Below are 19461 nucleotides of genomic sequence, written 5' to 3'. Positions count from 1 at the left end.
GTCACTTTTCCCAGACTACGTTCATAAAGAACGTTAATTTCCCTATTCAGGTCATATTTTTTTATGAATGGATGTTTTTTACTTGCAGAATAACTAGATTTATGTCGCTTTTTTCAGACAGGAAAGCTGAAATATTTCAGCTAAAACAAAAGATGATATGAAAGCGCCCAGCCATAGCTGAAACGATAAAGCTAATTAAGGCAGGTTAGCAAGGAAGGAGGCCGTTTCAGCAGGTGAACGCAGATGAATGAAGCGGATATGGCTGTTACCAGCCTCCTGCATCTCGGCCAGATACTTTCTACGGTTTTGGCGGTAAGTTTTTAACGTCCACCAGAGGATCGACTCACGACTGAAGAAGGAACGACGGAAACTCTCACAGTTTCCGGTTCCGGGCCACAATTCAGTCTGCCGCCAAGCTCGCAGTATGGCTCGGCGCGTGGCTTGCCACAGCGTGCGACAGAAACCGTAATCGACCCAGACCACCCAGTCGACTTCGCGCCACTTGAGCGCTTTGGTACGGGTATAGTTGCCATCGAGTACCCAGCCCGCAGTGGCTTCTGCCAACGCCAGGTTAACCCGCGCCAGAAACTCGTCACCATGAGTTCCCTGCCAGTCAGGCCGCCAATAGAGCCTGTCCATCTCGATATAAGGCACCGCCAGTTTTTGCGCCAATTGGCGCGCCACGGTGCTTTTACCACTGCCGCTGGTGCCCACTACGTTAACTTTCATCTCTTCGGCCTGCTTGTTGGAGGGCAGGAAATTCTATCGAAGCGATCATTCTCTATCAATATGAATTCAAAAAGGAAAACACCCCGCAGGAATAAGCACTTGCAGGTTATTTTCTTTTATCCGCAGCCAGGGTTGTATAATAAACAACCCACATTACACTGAAAGAGTGCACTGAGAGGCGGGCGGCCCTATCCACCCCCGTTTTGCCGTGCGGTTCGAACACTCCTGCACCAGAGACAAACATGTTGCAGGAGCAAAGTTAGAGTTAGTTATCAATATTGAAGCATAACTGTTAATTATAGGTTGTTTCACACCCATTCTTTGGTTAATGATAGCCCGGTGCACCATGGTCGTTACATTGCACCATTATGGTGCCCCACAATGGTGCATAATAATAAGATATATCCTTCTGGATATAACATTACAACATAACCATTTGTTTTTGAAATGATTGCAAACTTGGCACGATTCTTCCATGGCACTAAATGCAACATAGAAAATGGGTAATCCGCAACCTGTACAGGAATTCCTCTCATGAAGTCAATTTTTAAAGTTTCCCTGGCCGCACTTTCCCTGGCCTTCACCGTTAGCTCCCACGCCGCAGACAAACTGGTTGTCGCCACTGACACCGCTTTCGTTCCATTCGAATTCAAGCAGGGTAACCAATATGTTGGCTTTGATATCGACCTTTGGGCCGCTATCGCCAAAGAGCTGAAGCTGGATTACACCCTGAAGCCAATGGACTTCAGCGGCATCATTCCTGCGCTGCAAACCAAGAACGTCGATCTGGCACTGGCCGGGATCACCATTACCGACGAACGTAAAAAAGCGATCGAATTCTCCGATGGCTATTACAAAAGCGGCTTACTGGTGATGGTTAATGCGAATAACGATAGCGTGAAAAGCATTGCCGATCTGGATGGCAAAGTGGTGGCAGTAAAGAGCGGCACCGGTTCGGTGGATTACGCCAAGCAGCATATCAAAACCAAAGACCTGCGTCAGTTCCCGAACATCGACAACGCCTATATGGAACTGGGCACCCAGCGTGCTGATGCGGTATTGCACGACACGCCAAACATCCTGTACTTCATCAAAACCGCTGGCGCTGGCAAGTTCAAAACCGTAGGCGAATCGCTGGAAGCCCAGCAATACGGCATCGCATTCCCGAAAGGCAGCGACGAACTGCGTGAAAAAGTGAACGCCGCGCTGAAAACCCTGCGTGACAACGGCACCTACAACGAAATCTACAAAAAATGGTTTGGTACCGAGCCTAAGTAATTGATTAAATTGGTCAGTCATTAAGTTAAGCACAGGGGAGGTGTACCCACCCCTGCGCTTTGTTGTATCTGATTCCCTCGTTTGGGATCACCGGGAGAAAATACCATGCAGTTCGATTGGAGTGCCATCTGGCCTGCCATCCCCATTCTGTTAGAAGGTGCCAAAATGACCCTGTGGATTTCGGTCCTCGGTCTGATTGGTGGCCTGTTCATCGGCCTGGTTGCCGGTTTTGCCCGTACCTACGGCGGTTGGATTGCCAACCACGTGGCGCTGGTGTTCATTGAAGTGATCCGCGGCACGCCGATTGTGGTGCAGGTGATGTTTATCTACTTCGCCTTGCCGATGGCGTTCAGCAATTTACGCATTGATCCGCTCAGCGCCGCCGTGGTCACCATCATGATCAACTCCGGTGCTTATATTGCCGAAATCACTCGCGGTGCGGTGCTGTCGATCCACAGCGGTTTCCGCGAAGCCGGGCTGGCGCTGGGGCTGTCACGCCGTGAAACCATCCGCTATGTGATCATGCCGCTGGCGCTGCGCCGTATGCTGCCGCCGCTGGGTAACCAGTGGATTATCAGTATTAAGGACACGTCGCTGTTTATCGTGATTGGCGTGGCGGAACTGACCCGTCAGGGCCAGGAGATTATTGCCGGTAACTTCCGCGCGCTGGAAATCTGGAGCGCCGTGGCGGTTATTTATCTGATTATTACCCTGGTGCTGAGCTTCGTTCTGCGTCGGCTGGAAAGAAGGATGAAAATCCTGTGATTGAATTTAAAAACGTCTCCAAGCACTTTGGCCCAACCCAGGTGCTGCACAATATCGACCTGAATATTACCCAGGGCGAAGTGGTGGTGATTATCGGGCCTTCCGGCTCCGGTAAATCCACCCTGTTGCGCTGCATCAATAAGCTGGAAGAAATCACCAGCGGTGAGTTGATCGTCGACGGCCTGAAGGTTAACGATCCGAAAGTGGACGATCGCCTGATCCGCCAGGAAGCGGGCATGGTATTCCAGCAGTTCTACCTGTTCCCGCACCTGACCGCGCTGGAAAACGTGGCCTTCGGCCCGACCCGCGTGCGTGGTCTGAAAAAGGCCGATGCTGAAAAGCTGGCGCGCGAACTGTTAGCCAAAGTCGGGCTGGCCGAGCGCGCTCACCACTACCCTTCCGAGCTTTCCGGCGGCCAGCAGCAGCGCGTGGCGATCGCCCGTGCGTTGGCGGTGAAGCCGAAAATGATGTTGTTCGATGAGCCAACCTCGGCCCTCGACCCGGAACTGCGCCACGAAGTCTTGAAGGTAATGCAGGATCTGGCCGAAGAAGGCATGACGATGGTGATCGTCACCCACGAAGTGGGCTTTGCTGAAAAGGTGGCCTCACGCCTGATCTTTATCGATAAAGGGCGAATCGCCGAAGATGGCAACCCGCACGATCTGATCAATAACCCACCGAGCCCGCGCCTGCGCGAGTTCCTGCAACACGTTTCCTGATCGATTACAGCAAACCAGCGGGCACTGAGCATGCCCGCTTTTTTATTGCCAACGTTCTGCTGCCCAAGCGGCTTGCTGCTCGCTATTGTAGAAGGTCCAGGCTACAAAGCGGCTGATCTTCTGCCCCTGAGCCATTTCGATGGTGCGCACCTCAACCGCCCCCGCCTGCTTTAACGCAAAATAGATTGCTGGCAAGGTGGTGTTTTTGGAAATCAGCGAAGTAAACCACAGGCAGTTTTGCGCTTTGCTGACGCTCTCTTCCACCATCTTGCGCACAAAGGCTTCTTCCCCACCTTCGCACCATAATTCATTATTCTTGCCGCCAAAGTTTTGCACCGGCTTGTCAGCGACTTCCCCTTTGCCCAGTTTGTGCAGCTTGCGGCGCGTACTGGCGCGCGCTTCCTGCTCAGAACCGTGGAACGGCGGATTGCACAGCGTGGCGTCAAAACGCTCCGCCACGCCAATGATGCCGGTGAAAATAAACTCCGGCTGCTTTTGCTGGCGCAGGCGTACCGTGTTTTTCAGCGTCGGGTTCATAGCAACAATCATTTTGGCGGCATTCAGGGAAACCGGATCGGTTTCCGAACCGGTAAAGCGCCAGCCATATTCGCGCTGACCAACGATCGGGTAAATACAGTTGGCCCCGACGCCAACATCCAGGATCGCCACCCCTTTACCGCGTGGGATCACGCCTCCGTTGCTGGTTGCCAGCAAGTCAGCCAGGTGATGCACGTAGTCGGCACGCCCAGGGATCGGCGGGCAGAGATAATCGGCAGGAATGTCCCAGTGTTCAATACCGTAAAAATGCTGCAACAACGCCCGGTTAAGCATTTTTACCGCCGCCGGATCGGCGAAATCTACCGAGATATCGCCCCAGGCATTGGGTTTCACAAAAGGTTCCAACTCCGGGCAACTGGCAATCAACGCTGGGAAATCATAGCGTGAACGATGGCGATTGCGCGGGTGCAGGCCGCTTTTCTGTTGCGGGAAGCTTTTCTTTTTTTCCACCGTGGCGGGCTCTCTGAAAGGGTTTTCTGGCGCGTAAGATAGCACAAAGCCCGCTAAAAAGAGCGGCAAGGCGCTTGCAGCCGAGGTGAAAAACGTCAGAATGGAGGTTTGATCTTTCCCTACAAGAGCGATTATGAGCAGCAAACCGCGTTATTACTATGAACCCGCCGCAGGCCATGGCTTGGCGCACGATCCGCTGAACGCCATTGTCGGCCCACGCCCGATTGGCTGGATTTCTTCCCTAAGCGCCGCGGGTCAACGCAATCTGGCCCCTTACAGCTTCTTCAACTGTTTCAACTATCGCCCGCCTATCATCGGTTTTGCCAGCACCGGCTGGAAAGACAGCGTTGCCAACATCGTAGAAACCGGTGAGTTTGTGTGGAACCTGACAACGCGGCCATTGGCAGAAGCCATGAATAACAGCTCGGCGTCATTGCCACGCGGTGAAGACGAATTTGCCTTCGCCGGATTAACGCCAATCCCTGGGCGACGGGTGAAAGCGGAGTTGGTCGCGGAAAGCCCGGTGAACTTTGAATGCCGCTTAACGCAGTGCATTCAGTTGCAAAATGCCGCTGGGGGAAACATCGAAACCTGGCTGGTATTGGGGGAAGTGGTGGCGGTACATATCGACCAAACGCTGCTGGATGAACATGGCGTTTATCAAACCGCAGCCGCACAGCCGGTACTGCGCGCCGGGGGCCCTACTGCCTATTACGGTATCTCCGAACAACACCGCTTTGATCTGGTGCGCCCGGATGTACGTAAGCCCTAGAGCTCAGCGTTCAGCCTACTGCCATTACAGGCTGAACACTTAGCAGAGTTAACGCTGGCTGGCCACCGACCAATAGGTCAGCAGATACAAGCTGGCAGAATAATAATCTTCATCCGCGGCCAAACGGTTGGTCAATTGTCCCCCGGCCCCCAACACCAGATCCCTGACCGCCATCATGCCGGGGCTTTGGTTATATCCGGCACGCGCACCGCTCATCACATCAACCCAGGCGGGAACGGCTTGGCGGTCATAGCCTTGCCAGAACCTGACGAAAGGGGTGAGCGCCGGGTTATTATCCTGATACCAGTGGATATATAAGGGAATGCGCACCGCATCAAACCCGAAACGCGCTGGCCAGCCACTCGCAGGAGTCATATGACCATCGGCAAATAACGTGACCCAATCTGTTGGGATCCGCGCTTTGCCGAATGACATTTTATTGATTAAAGCCAGACCATCGTCACTCAAGTTTTTCCACACCAGCAGATGCGTGTAATCGTAAAATGCCTTCCATGCAGGAAAAGCAAAATAAGAAGGATTCACGGTTATCGAGTTAGCTTGCTTAAAACCGCTGACGCCCGGCAGCATCACGTTATAACCGGCATATTTTACTAACGTATGCCGCAGCAGTGACTTTTGGATTTCAGAAGAGCTCCTGAGATACTCCCTGACATTCCATTTTTTACCCGCCTCTAACAATGCCCAGGCGATAAAGATATCGCCATCGGTGGCATTGTTTTTGTCCGCTATTGGAACGGCTTTGCCAGGTTCATAACGCCAGGAAAACAGCCCGATATCTTTGCGATATAACGTTGCGTTCGTCCATTGCCACATACTGTCAAAAGCCTGCCGGTCATTATTATAGACCGCCAGCAACATGGCATAACCCTGCCCTTCGGTGTGGCTGATGTTATTATTGCCGGTATCAACCACCCGCCCATCAGGTAATAAAAAACGCTGTTTATACTGTGCCCAGCCGCTATCTTCCGCGAGCGTGCAAAAGGAAAACAGTAACCCCGTCAGTAGAGCCAAAATTCGGATCCAGCCCTGAGTATATTTCGCCACAACATTCACCTTTAATTACCCGTTTCTGTAGCTAAAAACCAAGGTACGTTCTTCAGATTGATGGCTTTGGCGCAGAGAAACATGGGGCGCCCCGCCCTGAGCCAGCAGCCAGGTGGCATATGCCCCTTCCAGCACGGTCGCAAAAGACAGGTTCCACATCGGCTCATTGTCAGGTTCGGGTGCTTGGGGGTAGGCATAGTGTGTCAGCACTATTTCCTGTTCGCCAGCCTCAACCTGTACCCTTCCCCAATCAAAATGGCCCAGCACCGCGTTGATGCCATCCTCAAGCTCACCTACCGTTTGTGCCTCGGGTAAAGGTGTTTTCTCCGCCAACTGCCCCCCCATCAAGCGCAGAAAATCCCGACCATCCGCATTATCGGCAGAAGCAAAAATGCCAGAAAAAATCACGGCTATCAGACTCTGCCAACCGGGTTTAAACTGTTGGCGACGGTAATAATCGAGTTCATAGGACGCATTATTAATATCTTGCATGGTTATTTCCCATCTAACAGATATTTAAAATAGAGCAAAGCAGAGCTCTCGGAATAGCTGCCGAAAGTGTCATAACCCAACTGCCCTCCGACCAACATACTTGGCGTAACTTTATAAGTTCCCCCGGCTTTCAGGCTGTAGCCAATACCGCTTTTATCTTCAGCGGCATACATAGCTTCCTTACCATAGCCTTGGCTGACCAATCCCTCTAACTGTGACTGAAGATCGGGATCATTGGGGAAATACTCGCTTTCTTTGCTGTGATAAGACTGATAACCCACGTTTCCACCCAGCATATAAGTGAACTCATTCTGTTTCTTGGTAAATTCAACCGGCAGCGAGATACTGATATAATCCTGCGGGCTGAAATATCCCCCCTGACCATAGCTGAAGTAACTCAGGTTCTTGTCAAAGTTCATATAATTGACGTTGACGCCAACCTTCAGCTCATCTTCATCATCTTTATAAGGGCGAATATAAGCCCCTAAAATGGCATTGATACTTTTATTACTGGCAACATTATCGCCCAGATAGCTGTAATAACCCGCCCCACCATAAGCACCGACGGTACCATCATCAAATCCCAGATTCAGGCCACCGCCGTTCTTGGTGACTGCCCCCCATTTCTTGCCGGTAATCACATCCTCAGTACCGACATAAGAGAGCAGGCTATCAGCGACCGCTCGCCGTTCAAGCGTCATATCCAACGTGGTGTGAGCGCCGACTTTGGGCGACCATTTCACACCGCCGATAACCGAACTGATCCCTGTACCCAGCGGGGTACTGCCTACATCCAGTTTGTAGCTGTCGCCACTCAGTGCCAACGCCAGTTCAACGCCGGTTTCCTGCTGTTGCCCTGGGGAATCAGCATAGAAATCATTAGGGTTATACTTCTGTGGCTGAGTCACCTGGCCATCAAGCAACTGCTTATCCGCATAGGCTTGTTCCTGCGCAATCGTTGCAGCATCACATTCTGCCGAGGTGGAATCGATCGAGCACAGGTGATCCCGCGTCGCGTGAATCTCCTGATAACGCAGGTCGGCCGCCTGCGCAGCGGCAATGGAATTCTGCGAGGCAATAATCGATGCCTGCGTCGCCGCCTCTACGGCCTTGGCCTGTTGCAAAGCACCGGTACCAAAGCGGACATTAGCAGCGTTGGACGGGGTGCCCGATTTCAACATCACCGGAGTCACATTAAAGGTGACTCGCCCATTATCGATTGGCATACCCGACACGCTGATCGGGCTTTTTATTTCCGTAATATTACTTAACCCGCTCTCACCGCTGCTGTTATCACGCAACGCGATATTTCCCTGCACCCAGGTCGCCGTTTTGTTTTGCACCTCATCCATTAGCTGCTCAATCTGCTGCAACGTAGGATTCTTGACCGGTAGGCGTGGGGCACCGGTAGCGTAACTGCCTGCCAGAGCAGGGGCCGCTACCTGCCAAGGCAACACCTCACCATAGGCAGAAGGCGTAGTGCTCAGGTTGGATGGCGTAAATGCCTGCCCAGCAAACGGGTTGTCCGCCAGCCTTAGCCCACCAATCAACGCCTGCCCGTTCTCGGCCGAGACGTTCACGCCATTCAGGCGGCTTTTCGCTTCGCGCAACAGAGACATGGCTTGCGTGTAATTGCCATCGGCCTGGGCAACACGGGCGGCAAGCAACAGTTGATCCGGCGTTTTTATCGCCGGTAACCCACCCACCAACTGTTTAGCTCTGCTGACATCCCCATCAGCCAACGCAATCCCTGCTGCACCTTCACGCGCCCCCTGATTCAGGCTGTTACGGCTCAAGAGATAGTTATAGACCTGCCCGGCTTCCTTGTTCATTTTACCGGATTGATAGAGGCGCCCCATGGCCAGCATGATGTCGGCATTTTGCGGGTCGCTCTGTAGGGCCGCGATCAATTTGTCATAGGCAGCGCCATATTGCCCTTGCAGGCGCAGTTTATCGGCTTCATTGATCACGCCACCGCTGCGTAACTGACCGATCTCTCTTGCAGAACTTTTTGCCAGCAGCGCCGGATTGTTCAACCATGCATCGGCTTCCTGGCTTAGCCCGGCCTGATTAAGCACCGCGATCTGGGCTGCATAATCGCCAGCACTGCCTTTAACCCCGTGGCGCATATTCTCACGCACCAGTTGCACCGCCGTGGAGGTATCACCAACCGCCATCAGATCTTTAGCCAACTCCCCCAACGCTGCGGGTTCAGTTGGCGGTTTCTGCGCCATTTGGCGCAGGATCACGGCAGCACTGGCGGTATTGCCCTGCCGAATGTAATTTTCGGCACTGGCACGTTGCTGATTGACGGAAGCCACTGCGGCTAATTCCCGCATATCCCGAGTCTGCTTCGAAGCCGGGATACGCGCCATCAGCGTAGAAACGTTCAGCCAGTCATTGCGTTCAGAGGCAAACAGGGCAGCAGCATAGAGCCCGTCTGTTGGGGCTCCTACCTGCATCAGAGGGGAAATCAAGGTTTGAGCCTGAAGTTCCTGCCCCTGTTTATACAGAATGCGTGCCATATCCAAACGTACCCAAACGTTCGATGGCTGTTTTTCCAAAGCCTGTTGCAGAATCATCAGCGCACGCGGGGCATCATTGCTCTGCACCGCCAAGGCAGCCTCTTTGCGCAATGGTTCGACGTTGACACCCGCGACCGCCTGTATGACTTTAGGCCGAAGATTGGCAGGGATCGTCTGTAAAACCAGTTCTGCCTCTTTATCCTTGTTACGCTGTTGCAGTAACAGATAATAGAGCCCCAGCTTCGCATCATTATTCTGCGGGTTCTGCGCCAGCAGCCCACGATAGCTCTGCTCTGCCGCCGCAAAATCCCCTTTTCTGCGGGAAACATCCGCTCGGAACAGCGTAACGGCACTGCCTTTATCACCCGTAGCATTGACCAGCGGCGCGGTGAGGGCCAAAGCCTCGTCCAGCCTACCCGCATTAACCGCCTGTTTGGCTTTGGCTAATGAGCCATAGAGGTTGGCATCCTGAGCTAAGGCGCTCCACTGCGCACTTTGTGGGCCGCCCTGTTTCGCCGCCTGAGTGAGATAGCTCTCTGCCTGGCTGAAGTCGCCACTGCGCATAGCGGTAAACCCCATGCCTGCCAAGGCATCCTTATCATTGGGGTTACTGGCCAGAATACTTTCGAACTGGCTTTTCGCTCCCCCCAACGCCCCTTTATTCAGTTCGGCGTACCCGGCGCTCTTCGCGGCTCCGGCAATATTCTGCTCATAATAAGCCGCAACGGCTTTATCTACCGGATGCCGCTGCTGATAGGCATCGTACAGTGGCTTATCGGCGGGTTGCGGCGCCAACCATAATAGAGCCTGCTTCAAGCCCTGATCGGCATCTGTGTTGGTAGGAGCCATGCTAGCCAGCAGATTAATCCCGTCCCGGCGTGTCGACTCCTGATAAGTCATGACTTTCCCCAGCACCACCTGGGTTTGAGTGTCATTGGGCTGCAAGGCAAGGCGCTGTTTCAGGCCATCAATCGCCTCCTGCCTGCCTGCGGGCGTTCCCGCCAAGGTGAGGTAATACTCATTGGCCAGGTTGTCCAGCGGGGTTTTGCCATTGAAAATGGCCTGATAGCTGGCAATCGCCTGGGGGAAATTCCCCTTCGCCGCATACTGCCGGGCCTGAGCCAACAAATTCTTCGCCGCTGGCGACTGAGCCACCGTATTGCCATCCAGCGCTTTCAAGCGCGGATCGTTGGGCGCTACCGTACTCAGTTTCTTCCGCCATTGTTCAGCCTTGGCCTTATCTCCGCCCTGCATGGCATACAAAGACAACAGATACATTGCCTCGGTATTGTTCTCATCCATCAGCAGAACTTTCTGCAAAGCCCCCTGGGCCAACTCATCATGAGATTTATCATGCCAATAGGCTGCCTGTTCAAAGAGGGCTTTCAGCGCCGGATTGCTGTCATCGGCCATCGCAGAGACTGAGAATACCGTCAAGCCAGCCAAAGAGACCGAGTACAGTTTCTTTTTCAGCAATAAGTTCAATTGGTTATACTCCATGGACAGCTCCTGTATAACTCTGGGGCGAGACATATTTTAATTTTCATCTTCTGCATCTCTCCCTAAACGTTTGGCTGCATGTCTTCTTAACAGAACATAAAGACTCAACCCCAACACCACGGAAATCACTAAACCACCCAGCGATAAAAGCACCACGTGTTTACTGGCGTACCAGATAAAGATCAGATACCAAGGAAGCTCTCCGCTGGGGAACTGAGCGCCAACCTGAAAACTGTGCACACCGTTCTGATCGGTAATCACAGCCAGATCGCCACGGATCCCGGCGTTAATCTTCAATGATTTCAGGTCAGTATAAATCTTGCTCATCCCACCATCATCGGTAGCACTGGCCACCACCACCACCCGCTGGGGATCCCAAGCGGAACGGAAGCTGAGAAAACCTCGCCAGTCAGCGAGTGAAGACAGGTAGCGATCCGCATCAATGCCCTGTGTCTGCCAGTTACCTTTCAGATAGGCTTGCAGTTTTTCCCTCATTGACTGTGGCTTAACCGTCAGCAATCCGCTCGGATCCAGGGCAAACGGCACATCCTGCAACAGCCGCTGATAAAACGCTGACTGGGCCAGAGAGGCCACCACCAGCACATCCCGCCCCCTGAATTCAGGATCGTCCACTTCATTGCCTTTCAACCCGAACCTGATGTCGGCATTGCTGATGGCATTTCCGGTCGCAGCGCCTGCCCGAGCAGCCAGATTAAGCAACGCTCGAATCTCATTTATAGTCGGTTTTTCAGCTAATAACAGGACGGTCTGAGAAAAATCAGCCAGCCTGGTGAACGGGAAGGTGGCACCAACGTAATAGGAAAGATTTGGCAGTTCGGTGAAATGATACGTTTTACTCAGATCGATGTAAGAATCGGGGCCGATACGGCTCTTGATGCTGTCGCTGTCCGCAGGATTACAGGAGGAACTATCTTTAGGCACAATAGAAAAATAGAGTTCCAGCATGTTATCGCCGTAAATCAGATAGGGCGGTAAAGGCAGGCTGTAGCTCTCCTGACGGGTATCCCCACCAAATTCGCGCCACAATAGTTCCAGCAACCCCGATTTATTCACCGACAAGTTACGTAAAAAAGTTCCGTTCAGCGTGGCACTCAACTGTGACTTACTTTCATCAATCCAACTATCGGTAGGGAAACGGTAATTGATTTGCAGCGGGACGTTTCTGCCGTCCCAGATAAACAGGTCCGGCGCCGCACGGAAAGCAATACGTACCGCGTCATGATAAACACCGCTGACGGTCAGTTCATCAACATCAGCCACCAGCTCACTAAAATTGACCGGATGGGTGGTGTTGATCCAGCGCGGAGCATCATAGGGAAGACGCAAAGGGATCGTCACCGGCTTCACCGCCAACATCGGCGTTTTCTCTGGTAACGGCTGGCTGACCAGGCGATAGGCAGCCTGACGCATCTCGGCGCTGCTCTTCCCCATCACCAGCAACAACTTATAAACCGGGTTCAGCGGATTATCGATGACCTGAAGCGTGGGGCCATCGGCCTGCGGTAACGTCAGTTCGCCAATCTGCTCCCCTGGCCGAGCAAAAATAATCCCGTTCTGCTCAGGGAGTGCGTCCTGTAATACCTGGAAATCAAGATTGTTATGACGCGTCAATATACCCAGGTAAGAACTGACCATCGCCGCTGCGCCAACATCCTCCGGCCTTTTGGCCTGGCTGAAAACGATGTTCACCACCGACGGTTGCATAGCCTGGGGATCGAAAAATGGGCGTGGGAAACGGCCAAGATTTTGGCCGATATTCAGCACCTGGCCTTCCATCTGCACACGGCTGGTCGGCAGCACTTTTATCCAGTATTTATTCGACACGCCCTTTTCACACAGCATGGCCGCATCATTACTGTTTTTAATACTGAAGCTCAGATTGTTATGCGCCACCACCATGGCTGCCGGGATAGAGACCTTGTAGGTCACTTTGGCCTGATGCAGTTTGTTCAGCAAATGCTGGCTCAGAGGCTGCCCGTTAAGCATCAGATGCAGTTCAGTATCCCCCTCCATCAGGGCGGGTGAGACTTCCACATCCAGCAACAGGCTGGCAGCGGTCACCACCGAATCCACCGGCAAGGTAAACGTAATCCCCGATTGCGGCTGCCAGTTGCTCAGCGTTAATCCGGCCGGTTGCCCCATCTCGGTAATGCTGAGAGTCGATTCAACCGACTGATTTAAAGCAGCCTGGGCTAGCGCGGGTTGTGCTGCATCACTATCAGCCTGAGTGCTCCCTGCGGCGGTTTGATCTCCCGTCACCGGCACCCCCTCTGGCTGCACCGGGGGATCAACTGGCCGGGGTAACGACGGTAAACCCTGAACTTCGCTGCCTGGAGAAACAGGCACCCCAGGTTCCGCCGCCTTCAATGAATCAGACAGGCAAAACCACAAAAACAGACTGCTTGCCAGAACCATGGCGGTTGGTAGCGTTCTTCCCACTACACTCATATTATTTGTTCCTTTTCCTGGCCCTGTTTTACATCAGGCTGCTGCTTACGCTGCTGTTTCTTTGCCCGACGATCCTGCCAAGAGAAATAGAACAGCTCAAAAATACAGCGAAGGATCCCAAGGAATGAACGCAATGGCCGATCGGGCGCATGGGGCTTATCACGGAGCCAGGCATCAGCCCTGGCCAGAACCACTCTCACCAGTTCCCGCCGTTTTTCGATCGGCAGTTCCTGAAACATCAGCCGGGTAACCGATTTATCGACATCAATGACTTCTACAGGGAAAGAAACCACACCAGACTTCAAGGCCAACTCAACTTCTTCAATAGGATCGTCCAGGAAACGCTCATCCGGAGTTTTCAGCCTTACCCCGCCCATTGAAAGATCCAGCGTTTCGGTACGCATCGCTGCACCGCTGGCAAAATAGAGAACGGCAGGAATGGTGGCATCAATACGGATAGTTTTTCTGACCTGGCGTGTTTCCCGCGCCACCGCAATGGAAGCGAGCAGTATAATCATACTGAAACTGGCCCAGCCGATATTCAGCATAATAACCTGGGGGTTTGCACCATAGTGTTCGGGCATAACCAGGCGAATAACGCCCCATGCCGTGCCCAAAAGTAGCAGCGATACGGCAATAATGTGCGGCCGCACAATATGGAAGTCAAAATAGTTATCGTCCAGCAACGCCCCTTTATCCGTTACGTTAAACTTGCCATGCTTTGGCGAAATCATTGCCAAGAAGGTGGGAATAACCAGATGGAAACACATGACGGTTTCATAGACTTCCCCCCAGAAGGAATAACGGTATCGTCCCGTTGCTCTGGAGTTGATATAGATCGACATCACCAGATGAGGTAATACGTAGGCGAAAATCAACCCCGCCGATGACGCAATAATATTCAGGTTGAACAACAAATAAATCAACGGTGCGGTACAGAATATCACCCTAGGCAAACCGTATTGAAAATGCAGCATGGCATTCAAATAACACAAACGCTGCTGCCAGGTCAGGCCGCGCCCAAACAAAGGGTTGTCTACCCGGAAAATCTGCGTCATTCCGCGTGCCCAGCGAGTTCGCTGGATCACATGCAGCCCCAGACGCTCTGTCGCCAGGCCCGCAGCCAAAGGAAGTGCCAAGAAAGCCGAACCCCATCCCAAACGCTGCATTTTCAGCGCGGTGTGCGCATCTTCGGTAACGGTTTCAACAGCAAATCCGCCCACTTCCTCCAACGCCTTTCTGCGGATAACCGCACAGGAACCGCAGAAGAACGTCGCGTTCCAGTTGTCATTACCTTGCTGTACCGGCCCGTAAAACAGTGCCCCTTCGTTAGGCACTTTGCTCGCTTCAGATAAATTGCGCTCGAAAGGATCGGGTGAATAGAAATAGTGCGGGGTCTGGATCAATGCCAAACGCTCATCAACTAAAAAGCTGCCCACCGTGGCCTGCAAGAAAGCCCGGGTGGCCACGTGGTCACAGTCAAACACCGTGATCAATTCACCGTTAGTCACTTTCATTGCGCTATTAAGGTTGCCCGCTTTGGCATGCTTGTTGTCATTTCTGGTGATATATCCCACACCAGCGTCAGCGCAAAATACGGCAAACTCATTACGTTTACCGTCATCAAGCACATAAATCTTCATTTTGTCTTTGGGATAATCAATGCATTGTGCTGCCAGCACCGTATCACGCACCACATCCATGCTTTCGTTATAGGTAGGAATATAAATATCCACCGTCGGCCAGAGTGAAACATCATCAGGCAACGGTTCAATGGTTCTCTTTAATGACCAGGTCGTCTGTATATAGCCAAACAGCAAAATAACCAAAGCATACAGTTCGGTCATAAACAAGGCGATCCCCAGCACGGCTTCCAGGGTCGAATTGAAATGCAGGGTTTCTGTCGCGCGCCAATATATATAGCGTAATGACATCAGCGTCGACATGACGATCATGATCAGGGTGATTTTTTTGCTTTTACTCACCCCTAGAATAAATACGATGGCGATACAAATGAAACCAAAGATGTATTGATTATCACTGCTCATTGGCACAATGATAATAAGAACAATCAAGGGTAAGGCCAACAGTAGTAAGAAAGAAAAAAGTAATTTATTCATAGCTGACCAAACTGTCCTTATTAAGAACCATAAATAGACGCAGTATGATGATAAGAACCATCTCCCACACTCAGCCCCAAAATAACTGCTACTTTTTTACTAATCTGATCAAGATCGAATGCGGCTGCCGAAACAGGACTGATGTCCATGATCGCCCGCTGTGATGCGTTTGCTTCAGGTACGCACTCATCGCGATGAATCGTACCCAACAATTTATTCTGTAAGCGTTGCTCAAAAAAATGCGTTACGTCCCTGCTCAGAGTGCGTCTCATATCACTCTGATTAACCACATAATACTCGCCCATTTTATTATTGAGCGGTTGACTCATAAACTTATGCTGTTCGATAGGCGGCAGCAGGCTGAGAGAGGCCGTATCGGCCAGCAGGACAACAATACGCATATCTGCCACTGTTTCCATGGCTTTCAGCGCAGCATTGCGGCCTGGAGGCATATCGGCAATCACCACCATATCTGGAATCTGAAGCACTGCGCTGAGACCACGCTGAATGAACATCGGTTCATTCATCAGGTTATCCTCAAACAGGATCCTCTCGTTTTCCGTCACTTCACCACAGGGTAAAAGAAACAGGTTTGGCCCGACTTTGAGGATAAACTGACTCCAATCAGACAAGGTTCCTGATTGAGCAACAAAGCCGCGATTATCGGCAATAGGTACGCCAAAATGCAGGCGCAGTGCATTCTGCGTATCAAAGTCCACCACTAAAACTTTACTGCCGCTGCGGGCCAAAGCATAAGCCAAATTAGCGGCAACGGTAGTTTTCCCTACCCCTCCCTTGGGAGAACAAACGCAGACTAACGGCATGAGGCAATAATCTCTAAAAGTGGCTTGAGTAAGGTATCACGGCCAGTATTGGTGGCTTCTCCAGCAGAAGGCGTTTTCTTGCTGAACATTTTTTTAAAACGCTGTGTATCCAGCGGTTGAGAAGGCGACGGCGGCGCAGAGGAAACCACCGGTACTGCACGCGGTTCAGCTCTGCCTGGTTCAGCAACCGGAGGGATCATCTGTTTAAAATCATGGAAAGCATGCCCAGGCAATGCTTGATTTTGGGCTGGAGCAACATTCGGCTGTGTGGGTTGGTTCAAACTCAAGGGCGGAGTAGAGGAGAATTCGGTGGCACTCACCGGCGTCGGTTGCATGCTGCGCTCAATGCCAGAAGAAGCGCCATTGCCCCCTTCCGCCACTTGCTCAACGATAGCCCAACGGTGCAGCGCCAATGAACCATCGTCCTTAGGAAATTCTTTATAATCAATATCTTTCATATTGATTTTATCTTTGAACTGCTGAACATCATCATATTTGCTCATCATCCATACCTATAAGATTAGACTTCGCATTCTATGCAATGCATGCAAATTGCCCATGCTGAAAACGTGATTCACAATCCCCAATACGCATACATTACTGCACAAGCATTTAAGCGCCCCTTCTCATGCGTTTTAGATATATTAGTCTGCGAACCCTGTTTTACAACATTGAATGGTTCAGAACTGGGGGATCTACCTCATCAAGTAGATCTATTTCGAGTTTCATCAGGCAGATACCCCCCACTACCCCAAAATGCCTTTTTGAGTGTAATCCACTTTTGTAAAGTTATACACCTGCGTTTTTAAAGTTTTCTTGCCGATAAACAAACCATGCCACACTGCCGATACCGTTTCAGTTCACTTTTCGGCACTGGGTGCGCAAAGACTTTCTCAACGCAGACGGGCCAGCCCCTGCTCCAAGGTTTGCACTTCACCGGTTGCCACCAGGCAACAGGCGATCTGCCGGGAGATAGGCTCCGGGATCGCCACTTCACCCGCCAGACAACGCTCAATCCAGCGGGCGGTGGTTGCCGCATCTTTGGCGGCAGGCAGTTCAACCGGGGCATCCTGCTGCGGCCGCTCCAACAGAATCCGTTGTTCGCCATCAACGATATAATGAATCTGCGGGCAGCGCTGCGGATTGGCATAGGCTTCGCCTTCCGTACCCTGCATCAGCAAGCCGCGCGCGCCGATCTGGCGGAAAAACGACGCCACACGCCCAACGTATTCCGGGTGTGAAACGCTGGCAAGACGCAGCACATCTTCATCAGCAAACGGCGTGGCCAATTTAGCCAAGGTGTGGGCGCTATTACGCACGCCCATCCTCCAGCGCAGGTCCAACTGGGTTTCCATTGAGGGGGAAAGCGCAGATATTGGGATAAAGACCGGCTGACCGCTCTCCAACCGCTGCTGTGCATGACAAGAGTCTTCAGACCACGGCACGCCAAGCAGGCGGAAGATTTCCGCACTGGTGACGCGCGTGCTGTCATTCAGTACGCCATGCACCACCACCGGTAACCCTACTCGAGCCAGCAACAAAGCCAGCAAGGGGGTCAGATTGGCCTGTTTGCGCGCGCCATTGTAGCTTGGTAACACCACCGGCATCGGGCGGCCTTGAGGCTTTTGCAAACGCATTACCCGCTGCTGCATCGCCTGATAGAAACCGAGCATTTCAGCCTCGGCCTCTCCTTTGATACGCATGGCGATCAGTATGCCGCCCAACTCCAACTCTGGAACCTCCCCCGCCAGCATCGCCTGATAAAGCTGAAACGCGGTTTCCTGATCCAGATCGCGTGCATGATTCTTACCACGACCTACTTCTTTGATAATTTTTGTGTAATCCATCATTCAGTTCCGCTGATTCATTTTGCCATAGCATAACTTACCCACGACACCGCTCAACCTCATCGGCCAACTGCTGTTGCGCACTGTCACCTGCCCGCAGCCCAACGATCACACTGCTGACATCTTCTGCATTGCGATTCTGGCTCATTTTCCATTTGCCCTCTCGCCGTATGACAACAATTTCAATCCCGACAATGCCCTTCATCTGACCGGCAATATAGTTGGCAGGAGCATCATCAATGCTCCAGGGTTCCGGCTGTTTACTTTCGTTTAATCTCGTTAACCCTTCCAACTGCTGGCGCAGCCAGAGCGGATCTTCCGTCACCGTTGGCACACCCCACATCTGCACCGCAGCATAATTCCAGGTTGGCACCACTTTGCCGTTCTGGCGCTTGCTTTCATACCAGCCCGGCGAGATATAACCCTCCGCCCCCTGAAACACCACCATACACTCCTGCACCGTTTGCAGCGCCTGCCAATGAGGGTTGGCGCGTGCCACATGGGCTCTCAGTGTCACCAGCCCTTGCGGATCAACATCAACAAGAAAAGGCACCGGATCCGCCAGCAGCCCCTGAGAACCGTAGCTGATTAACAGCCCCAGCGGGTTGGCACGCACTAATGCCAGTTGGGTTTCAAAATCGTCTTCACGGAATGAGGTGGGTTGATACATAGCGGGTAACGTCCTTATCGTCAGGAAAGTTTTTATATATGTATCACGATTTACCGCAGATACCCGAGTGAGATAATATCCGCAGATATTCCAAGGAATTATGTTGCTTTTGCCAAATATGGATTGAAAAAATGGAAATTTATATCGGTTTAGCCGTCATTGCCGTGGTGCTGATCTGGGCAATCATCACCTATAACCGCTTTATCTCCCTACGCCGTTTCAAAGACGAAGCCTGGAGCGGTATTGCGGTACAACTCAAGCGCCGCCACGATCTGGCACCGAATCTGCTGAGCCTGGTCAAACGCTATGCTCAGCACGAGAAAGAATTACTGGAAGAGATCACCCGCCAACGTAGCAACCTGGTGGGCAACACGCGCCAGATTGCCGAGAGCGAGCGGCAATACTCCGGCACTCTGGGGCGTATCTTTGCCCTGGCAGAAGCCTACCCAGAGCTTAAAGCCAACGAGAATTTCCTGTCTCTGCAACAATCCCTCGCGGAAATAGAAGAGCAATTGCAAATGGCGCGCCGTTATTTCAACAGCACGGTGCGCGATTTCAATATTCTGGTGGAGTCTTTCCCAAGCTTACTGCTGGCCCGCGCATTTAATTTTAACGTGGACGCGTTTTTTGAGCTTGAGGATCCTGAAGATGCCAAGTTACCACGGATGGAATAACCGG

General features: G+C 52.2%; 16 protein-coding genes. 5 read left to right on the top strand and 11 right to left on the bottom strand.

Annotated features, from left to right (window positions below):
• Window positions 1–195: 195 nt before the first annotated feature.
• A complete protein-coding gene (locus tag ACX9GT_RS08360) occupies window positions 196–729 on the bottom strand; it encodes a shikimate kinase (RefSeq protein ID WP_473190644.1) in 534 nt (177 codons plus the stop codon).
• A 534-nt stretch (window positions 730–1263) separates the two neighbouring features.
• On the opposite strand from ACX9GT_RS08360, the gene glnH reads away from it, so the two are divergent.
• The 3 genes from glnH (at window position 1264) to glnQ (ending at window position 3491) form a co-directional block, all read left to right on the top strand.
• A complete protein-coding gene (gene glnH / locus ACX9GT_RS08355) occupies window positions 1264–2007 on the top strand; it encodes a glutamine ABC transporter substrate-binding protein GlnH (RefSeq protein WP_473190643.1) in 744 nt (247 codons plus the stop codon).
• Window positions 2008–2112: 105 nt separating this feature from the next.
• Window positions 2113–2772 carry a glutamine ABC transporter permease GlnP gene (gene glnP / locus ACX9GT_RS08350; protein ID WP_459399242.1) on the top strand — a complete coding sequence of 220 codons (660 nt, stop codon included), beginning with the start codon at window positions 2113–2115 and terminating at the stop codon, window positions 2770–2772.
• On the top strand, window positions 2769–3491 hold the full coding sequence (gene glnQ / locus ACX9GT_RS08345; protein WP_473190642.1) for a glutamine ABC transporter ATP-binding protein GlnQ: 723 nt from the start codon (window positions 2769–2771) through the stop codon (window positions 3489–3491). Before glnP ends, glnQ begins: the two co-directional genes overlap by 4 nt.
• A gap of 42 nt (window positions 3492–3533) precedes the next feature.
• On the opposite strand, the gene rlmF is transcribed toward glnQ, so the two are convergent.
• Complete coding sequence (gene rlmF, locus ACX9GT_RS08340) at window positions 3534–4499, bottom strand: 23S rRNA (adenine(1618)-N(6))-methyltransferase RlmF (RefSeq protein ID WP_473190641.1); 966 nt, start codon at window positions 4497–4499, stop codon at window positions 3534–3536.
• A 133-nt stretch (window positions 4500–4632) separates the two neighbouring features.
• On the opposite strand from rlmF, the gene ACX9GT_RS08335 reads away from it, so the two are divergent.
• Window positions 4633–5271 carry a flavin reductase family protein gene (locus ACX9GT_RS08335; RefSeq protein WP_473190640.1) on the top strand — a complete coding sequence of 213 codons (639 nt, stop codon included), beginning with the start codon at window positions 4633–4635 and terminating at the stop codon, window positions 5269–5271.
• A gap of 48 nt (window positions 5272–5319) precedes the next feature.
• Here ACX9GT_RS08335 and ACX9GT_RS08330 read toward each other — a convergent pair whose 3' ends face one another.
• The 9 genes from ACX9GT_RS08330 to ACX9GT_RS08290 form a co-directional block, all read right to left on the bottom strand.
• A complete protein-coding gene (locus ACX9GT_RS08330) occupies window positions 5320–6336 on the bottom strand; it encodes a family 8 glycosyl hydrolase (RefSeq protein WP_473190639.1) in 1017 nt (338 codons plus the stop codon).
• Between the two features lie 15 nt (window positions 6337–6351).
• Entirely contained in the window at window positions 6352–6828 is a 477-nt protein-coding gene (gene bcsD, locus ACX9GT_RS08325; RefSeq protein WP_473190638.1) for a cellulose biosynthesis protein BcsD, read from the bottom strand.
• Between the two features lie 2 nt (window positions 6829–6830).
• A complete protein-coding gene (locus tag ACX9GT_RS08320) occupies window positions 6831–10853 on the bottom strand; it encodes a cellulose biosynthesis protein BcsC (RefSeq protein WP_473190637.1) in 4023 nt (1340 codons plus the stop codon).
• Window positions 10854–10889: 36 nt separating this feature from the next.
• The gene (gene bcsB / locus ACX9GT_RS08315; protein WP_473190636.1) at window positions 10890–13322 is read right to left on the bottom strand and encodes a cellulose biosynthesis cyclic di-GMP-binding regulatory protein BcsB; all 2433 of its coding nucleotides are present in this window, start codon (window positions 13320–13322) and stop codon (window positions 10890–10892) included.
• Complete coding sequence (gene bcsA, locus ACX9GT_RS08310) at window positions 13319–15442, bottom strand: UDP-forming cellulose synthase catalytic subunit (protein WP_473190635.1); 2124 nt, start codon at window positions 15440–15442, stop codon at window positions 13319–13321. Before bcsA ends, bcsB begins: the two co-directional genes overlap by 4 nt.
• A gap of 20 nt (window positions 15443–15462) precedes the next feature.
• On the bottom strand, window positions 15463–16266 hold the full coding sequence (gene bcsQ / locus ACX9GT_RS08305; protein WP_473190634.1) for a cellulose biosynthesis protein BcsQ: 804 nt from the start codon (window positions 16264–16266) through the stop codon (window positions 15463–15465).
• The gene (locus ACX9GT_RS08300; protein ID WP_473190633.1) at window positions 16257–16772 is read right to left on the bottom strand and encodes a hypothetical protein; all 516 of its coding nucleotides are present in this window, start codon (window positions 16770–16772) and stop codon (window positions 16257–16259) included. Before ACX9GT_RS08300 ends, bcsQ begins: the two co-directional genes overlap by 10 nt.
• A gap of 387 nt (window positions 16773–17159) precedes the next feature.
• Window positions 17160–18113 (bottom strand): DNA-binding protein YbiB, encoded by a 954-nt coding sequence (ybiB, locus tag ACX9GT_RS08295; protein WP_473191538.1) that lies wholly within the window; start codon window positions 18111–18113, stop codon window positions 17160–17162.
• A 37-nt stretch (window positions 18114–18150) separates the two neighbouring features.
• The gene (locus ACX9GT_RS08290) at window positions 18151–18783 is read right to left on the bottom strand and encodes an FMN-binding negative transcriptional regulator (RefSeq protein ID WP_473190632.1); all 633 of its coding nucleotides are present in this window, start codon (window positions 18781–18783) and stop codon (window positions 18151–18153) included.
• Between the two features lie 131 nt (window positions 18784–18914).
• Here ACX9GT_RS08290 and ACX9GT_RS08285 point away from each other — a divergent pair, with 131 nt between their 5' ends.
• Complete coding sequence (locus ACX9GT_RS08285; protein ID WP_473190631.1) at window positions 18915–19457, top strand: LemA family protein; 543 nt, start codon at window positions 18915–18917, stop codon at window positions 19455–19457.
• The last annotated feature ends 4 nt before the right edge of the window (window positions 19458–19461 follow it).

Source organism: Serratia sp. YWN4, from assembly GCF_055790845.1.
The sequence above is the reverse complement of the archived record's forward strand: the minus strand, read 5'-3'. Positions and strand labels throughout refer to the sequence as shown.

Bases quoted from the DNA above. Each gene is read 5' to 3' on its own strand.
- ACX9GT_RS08290 (WP_473190632.1), bottom strand. From the start codon at position 18,783: ATGTATCAACCCACCTCATTCCGTGAAGACGATTTTGAAACCCAACTG.
- bcsB (WP_473190636.1), bottom strand. From the start codon at position 13,322: ATGAGTGTAGTGGGAAGAACGCTACCAACCGCCATGGTTCTGGCAAGC.
- bcsD (WP_473190638.1), bottom strand. From the start codon at position 6,828: ATGCAAGATATTAATAATGCGTCCTATGAACTCGATTATTACCGTCGC.
- ACX9GT_RS08300 (WP_473190633.1), bottom strand. From the start codon at position 16,772: ATGATGAGCAAATATGATGATGTTCAGCAGTTCAAAGATAAAATCAAT.
- ACX9GT_RS08335 (WP_473190640.1), top strand. From the start codon at position 4,633: ATGAGCAGCAAACCGCGTTATTACTATGAACCCGCCGCAGGCCATGGC.
- ybiB (WP_473191538.1), bottom strand. From the start codon at position 18,113: ATGGATTACACAAAAATTATCAAAGAAGTAGGTCGTGGTAAGAATCAT.
- ACX9GT_RS08285 (WP_473190631.1), top strand. From the start codon at position 18,915: ATGGAAATTTATATCGGTTTAGCCGTCATTGCCGTGGTGCTGATCTGG.
- bcsQ (WP_473190634.1), bottom strand. From the start codon at position 16,266: ATGCCGTTAGTCTGCGTTTGTTCTCCCAAGGGAGGGGTAGGGAAAACT.
- ACX9GT_RS08360 (WP_473190644.1), bottom strand. From the start codon at position 729: ATGAAAGTTAACGTAGTGGGCACCAGCGGCAGTGGTAAAAGCACCGTG.
- glnP (WP_459399242.1), top strand. From the start codon at position 2,113: ATGCAGTTCGATTGGAGTGCCATCTGGCCTGCCATCCCCATTCTGTTA.
- bcsA (WP_473190635.1), bottom strand. From the start codon at position 15,442: ATGAATAAATTACTTTTTTCTTTCTTACTACTGTTGGCCTTACCCTTG.
- glnH (WP_473190643.1), top strand. From the start codon at position 1,264: ATGAAGTCAATTTTTAAAGTTTCCCTGGCCGCACTTTCCCTGGCCTTC.
- ACX9GT_RS08320 (WP_473190637.1), bottom strand. From the start codon at position 10,853: ATGGAGTATAACCAATTGAACTTATTGCTGAAAAAGAAACTGTACTCG.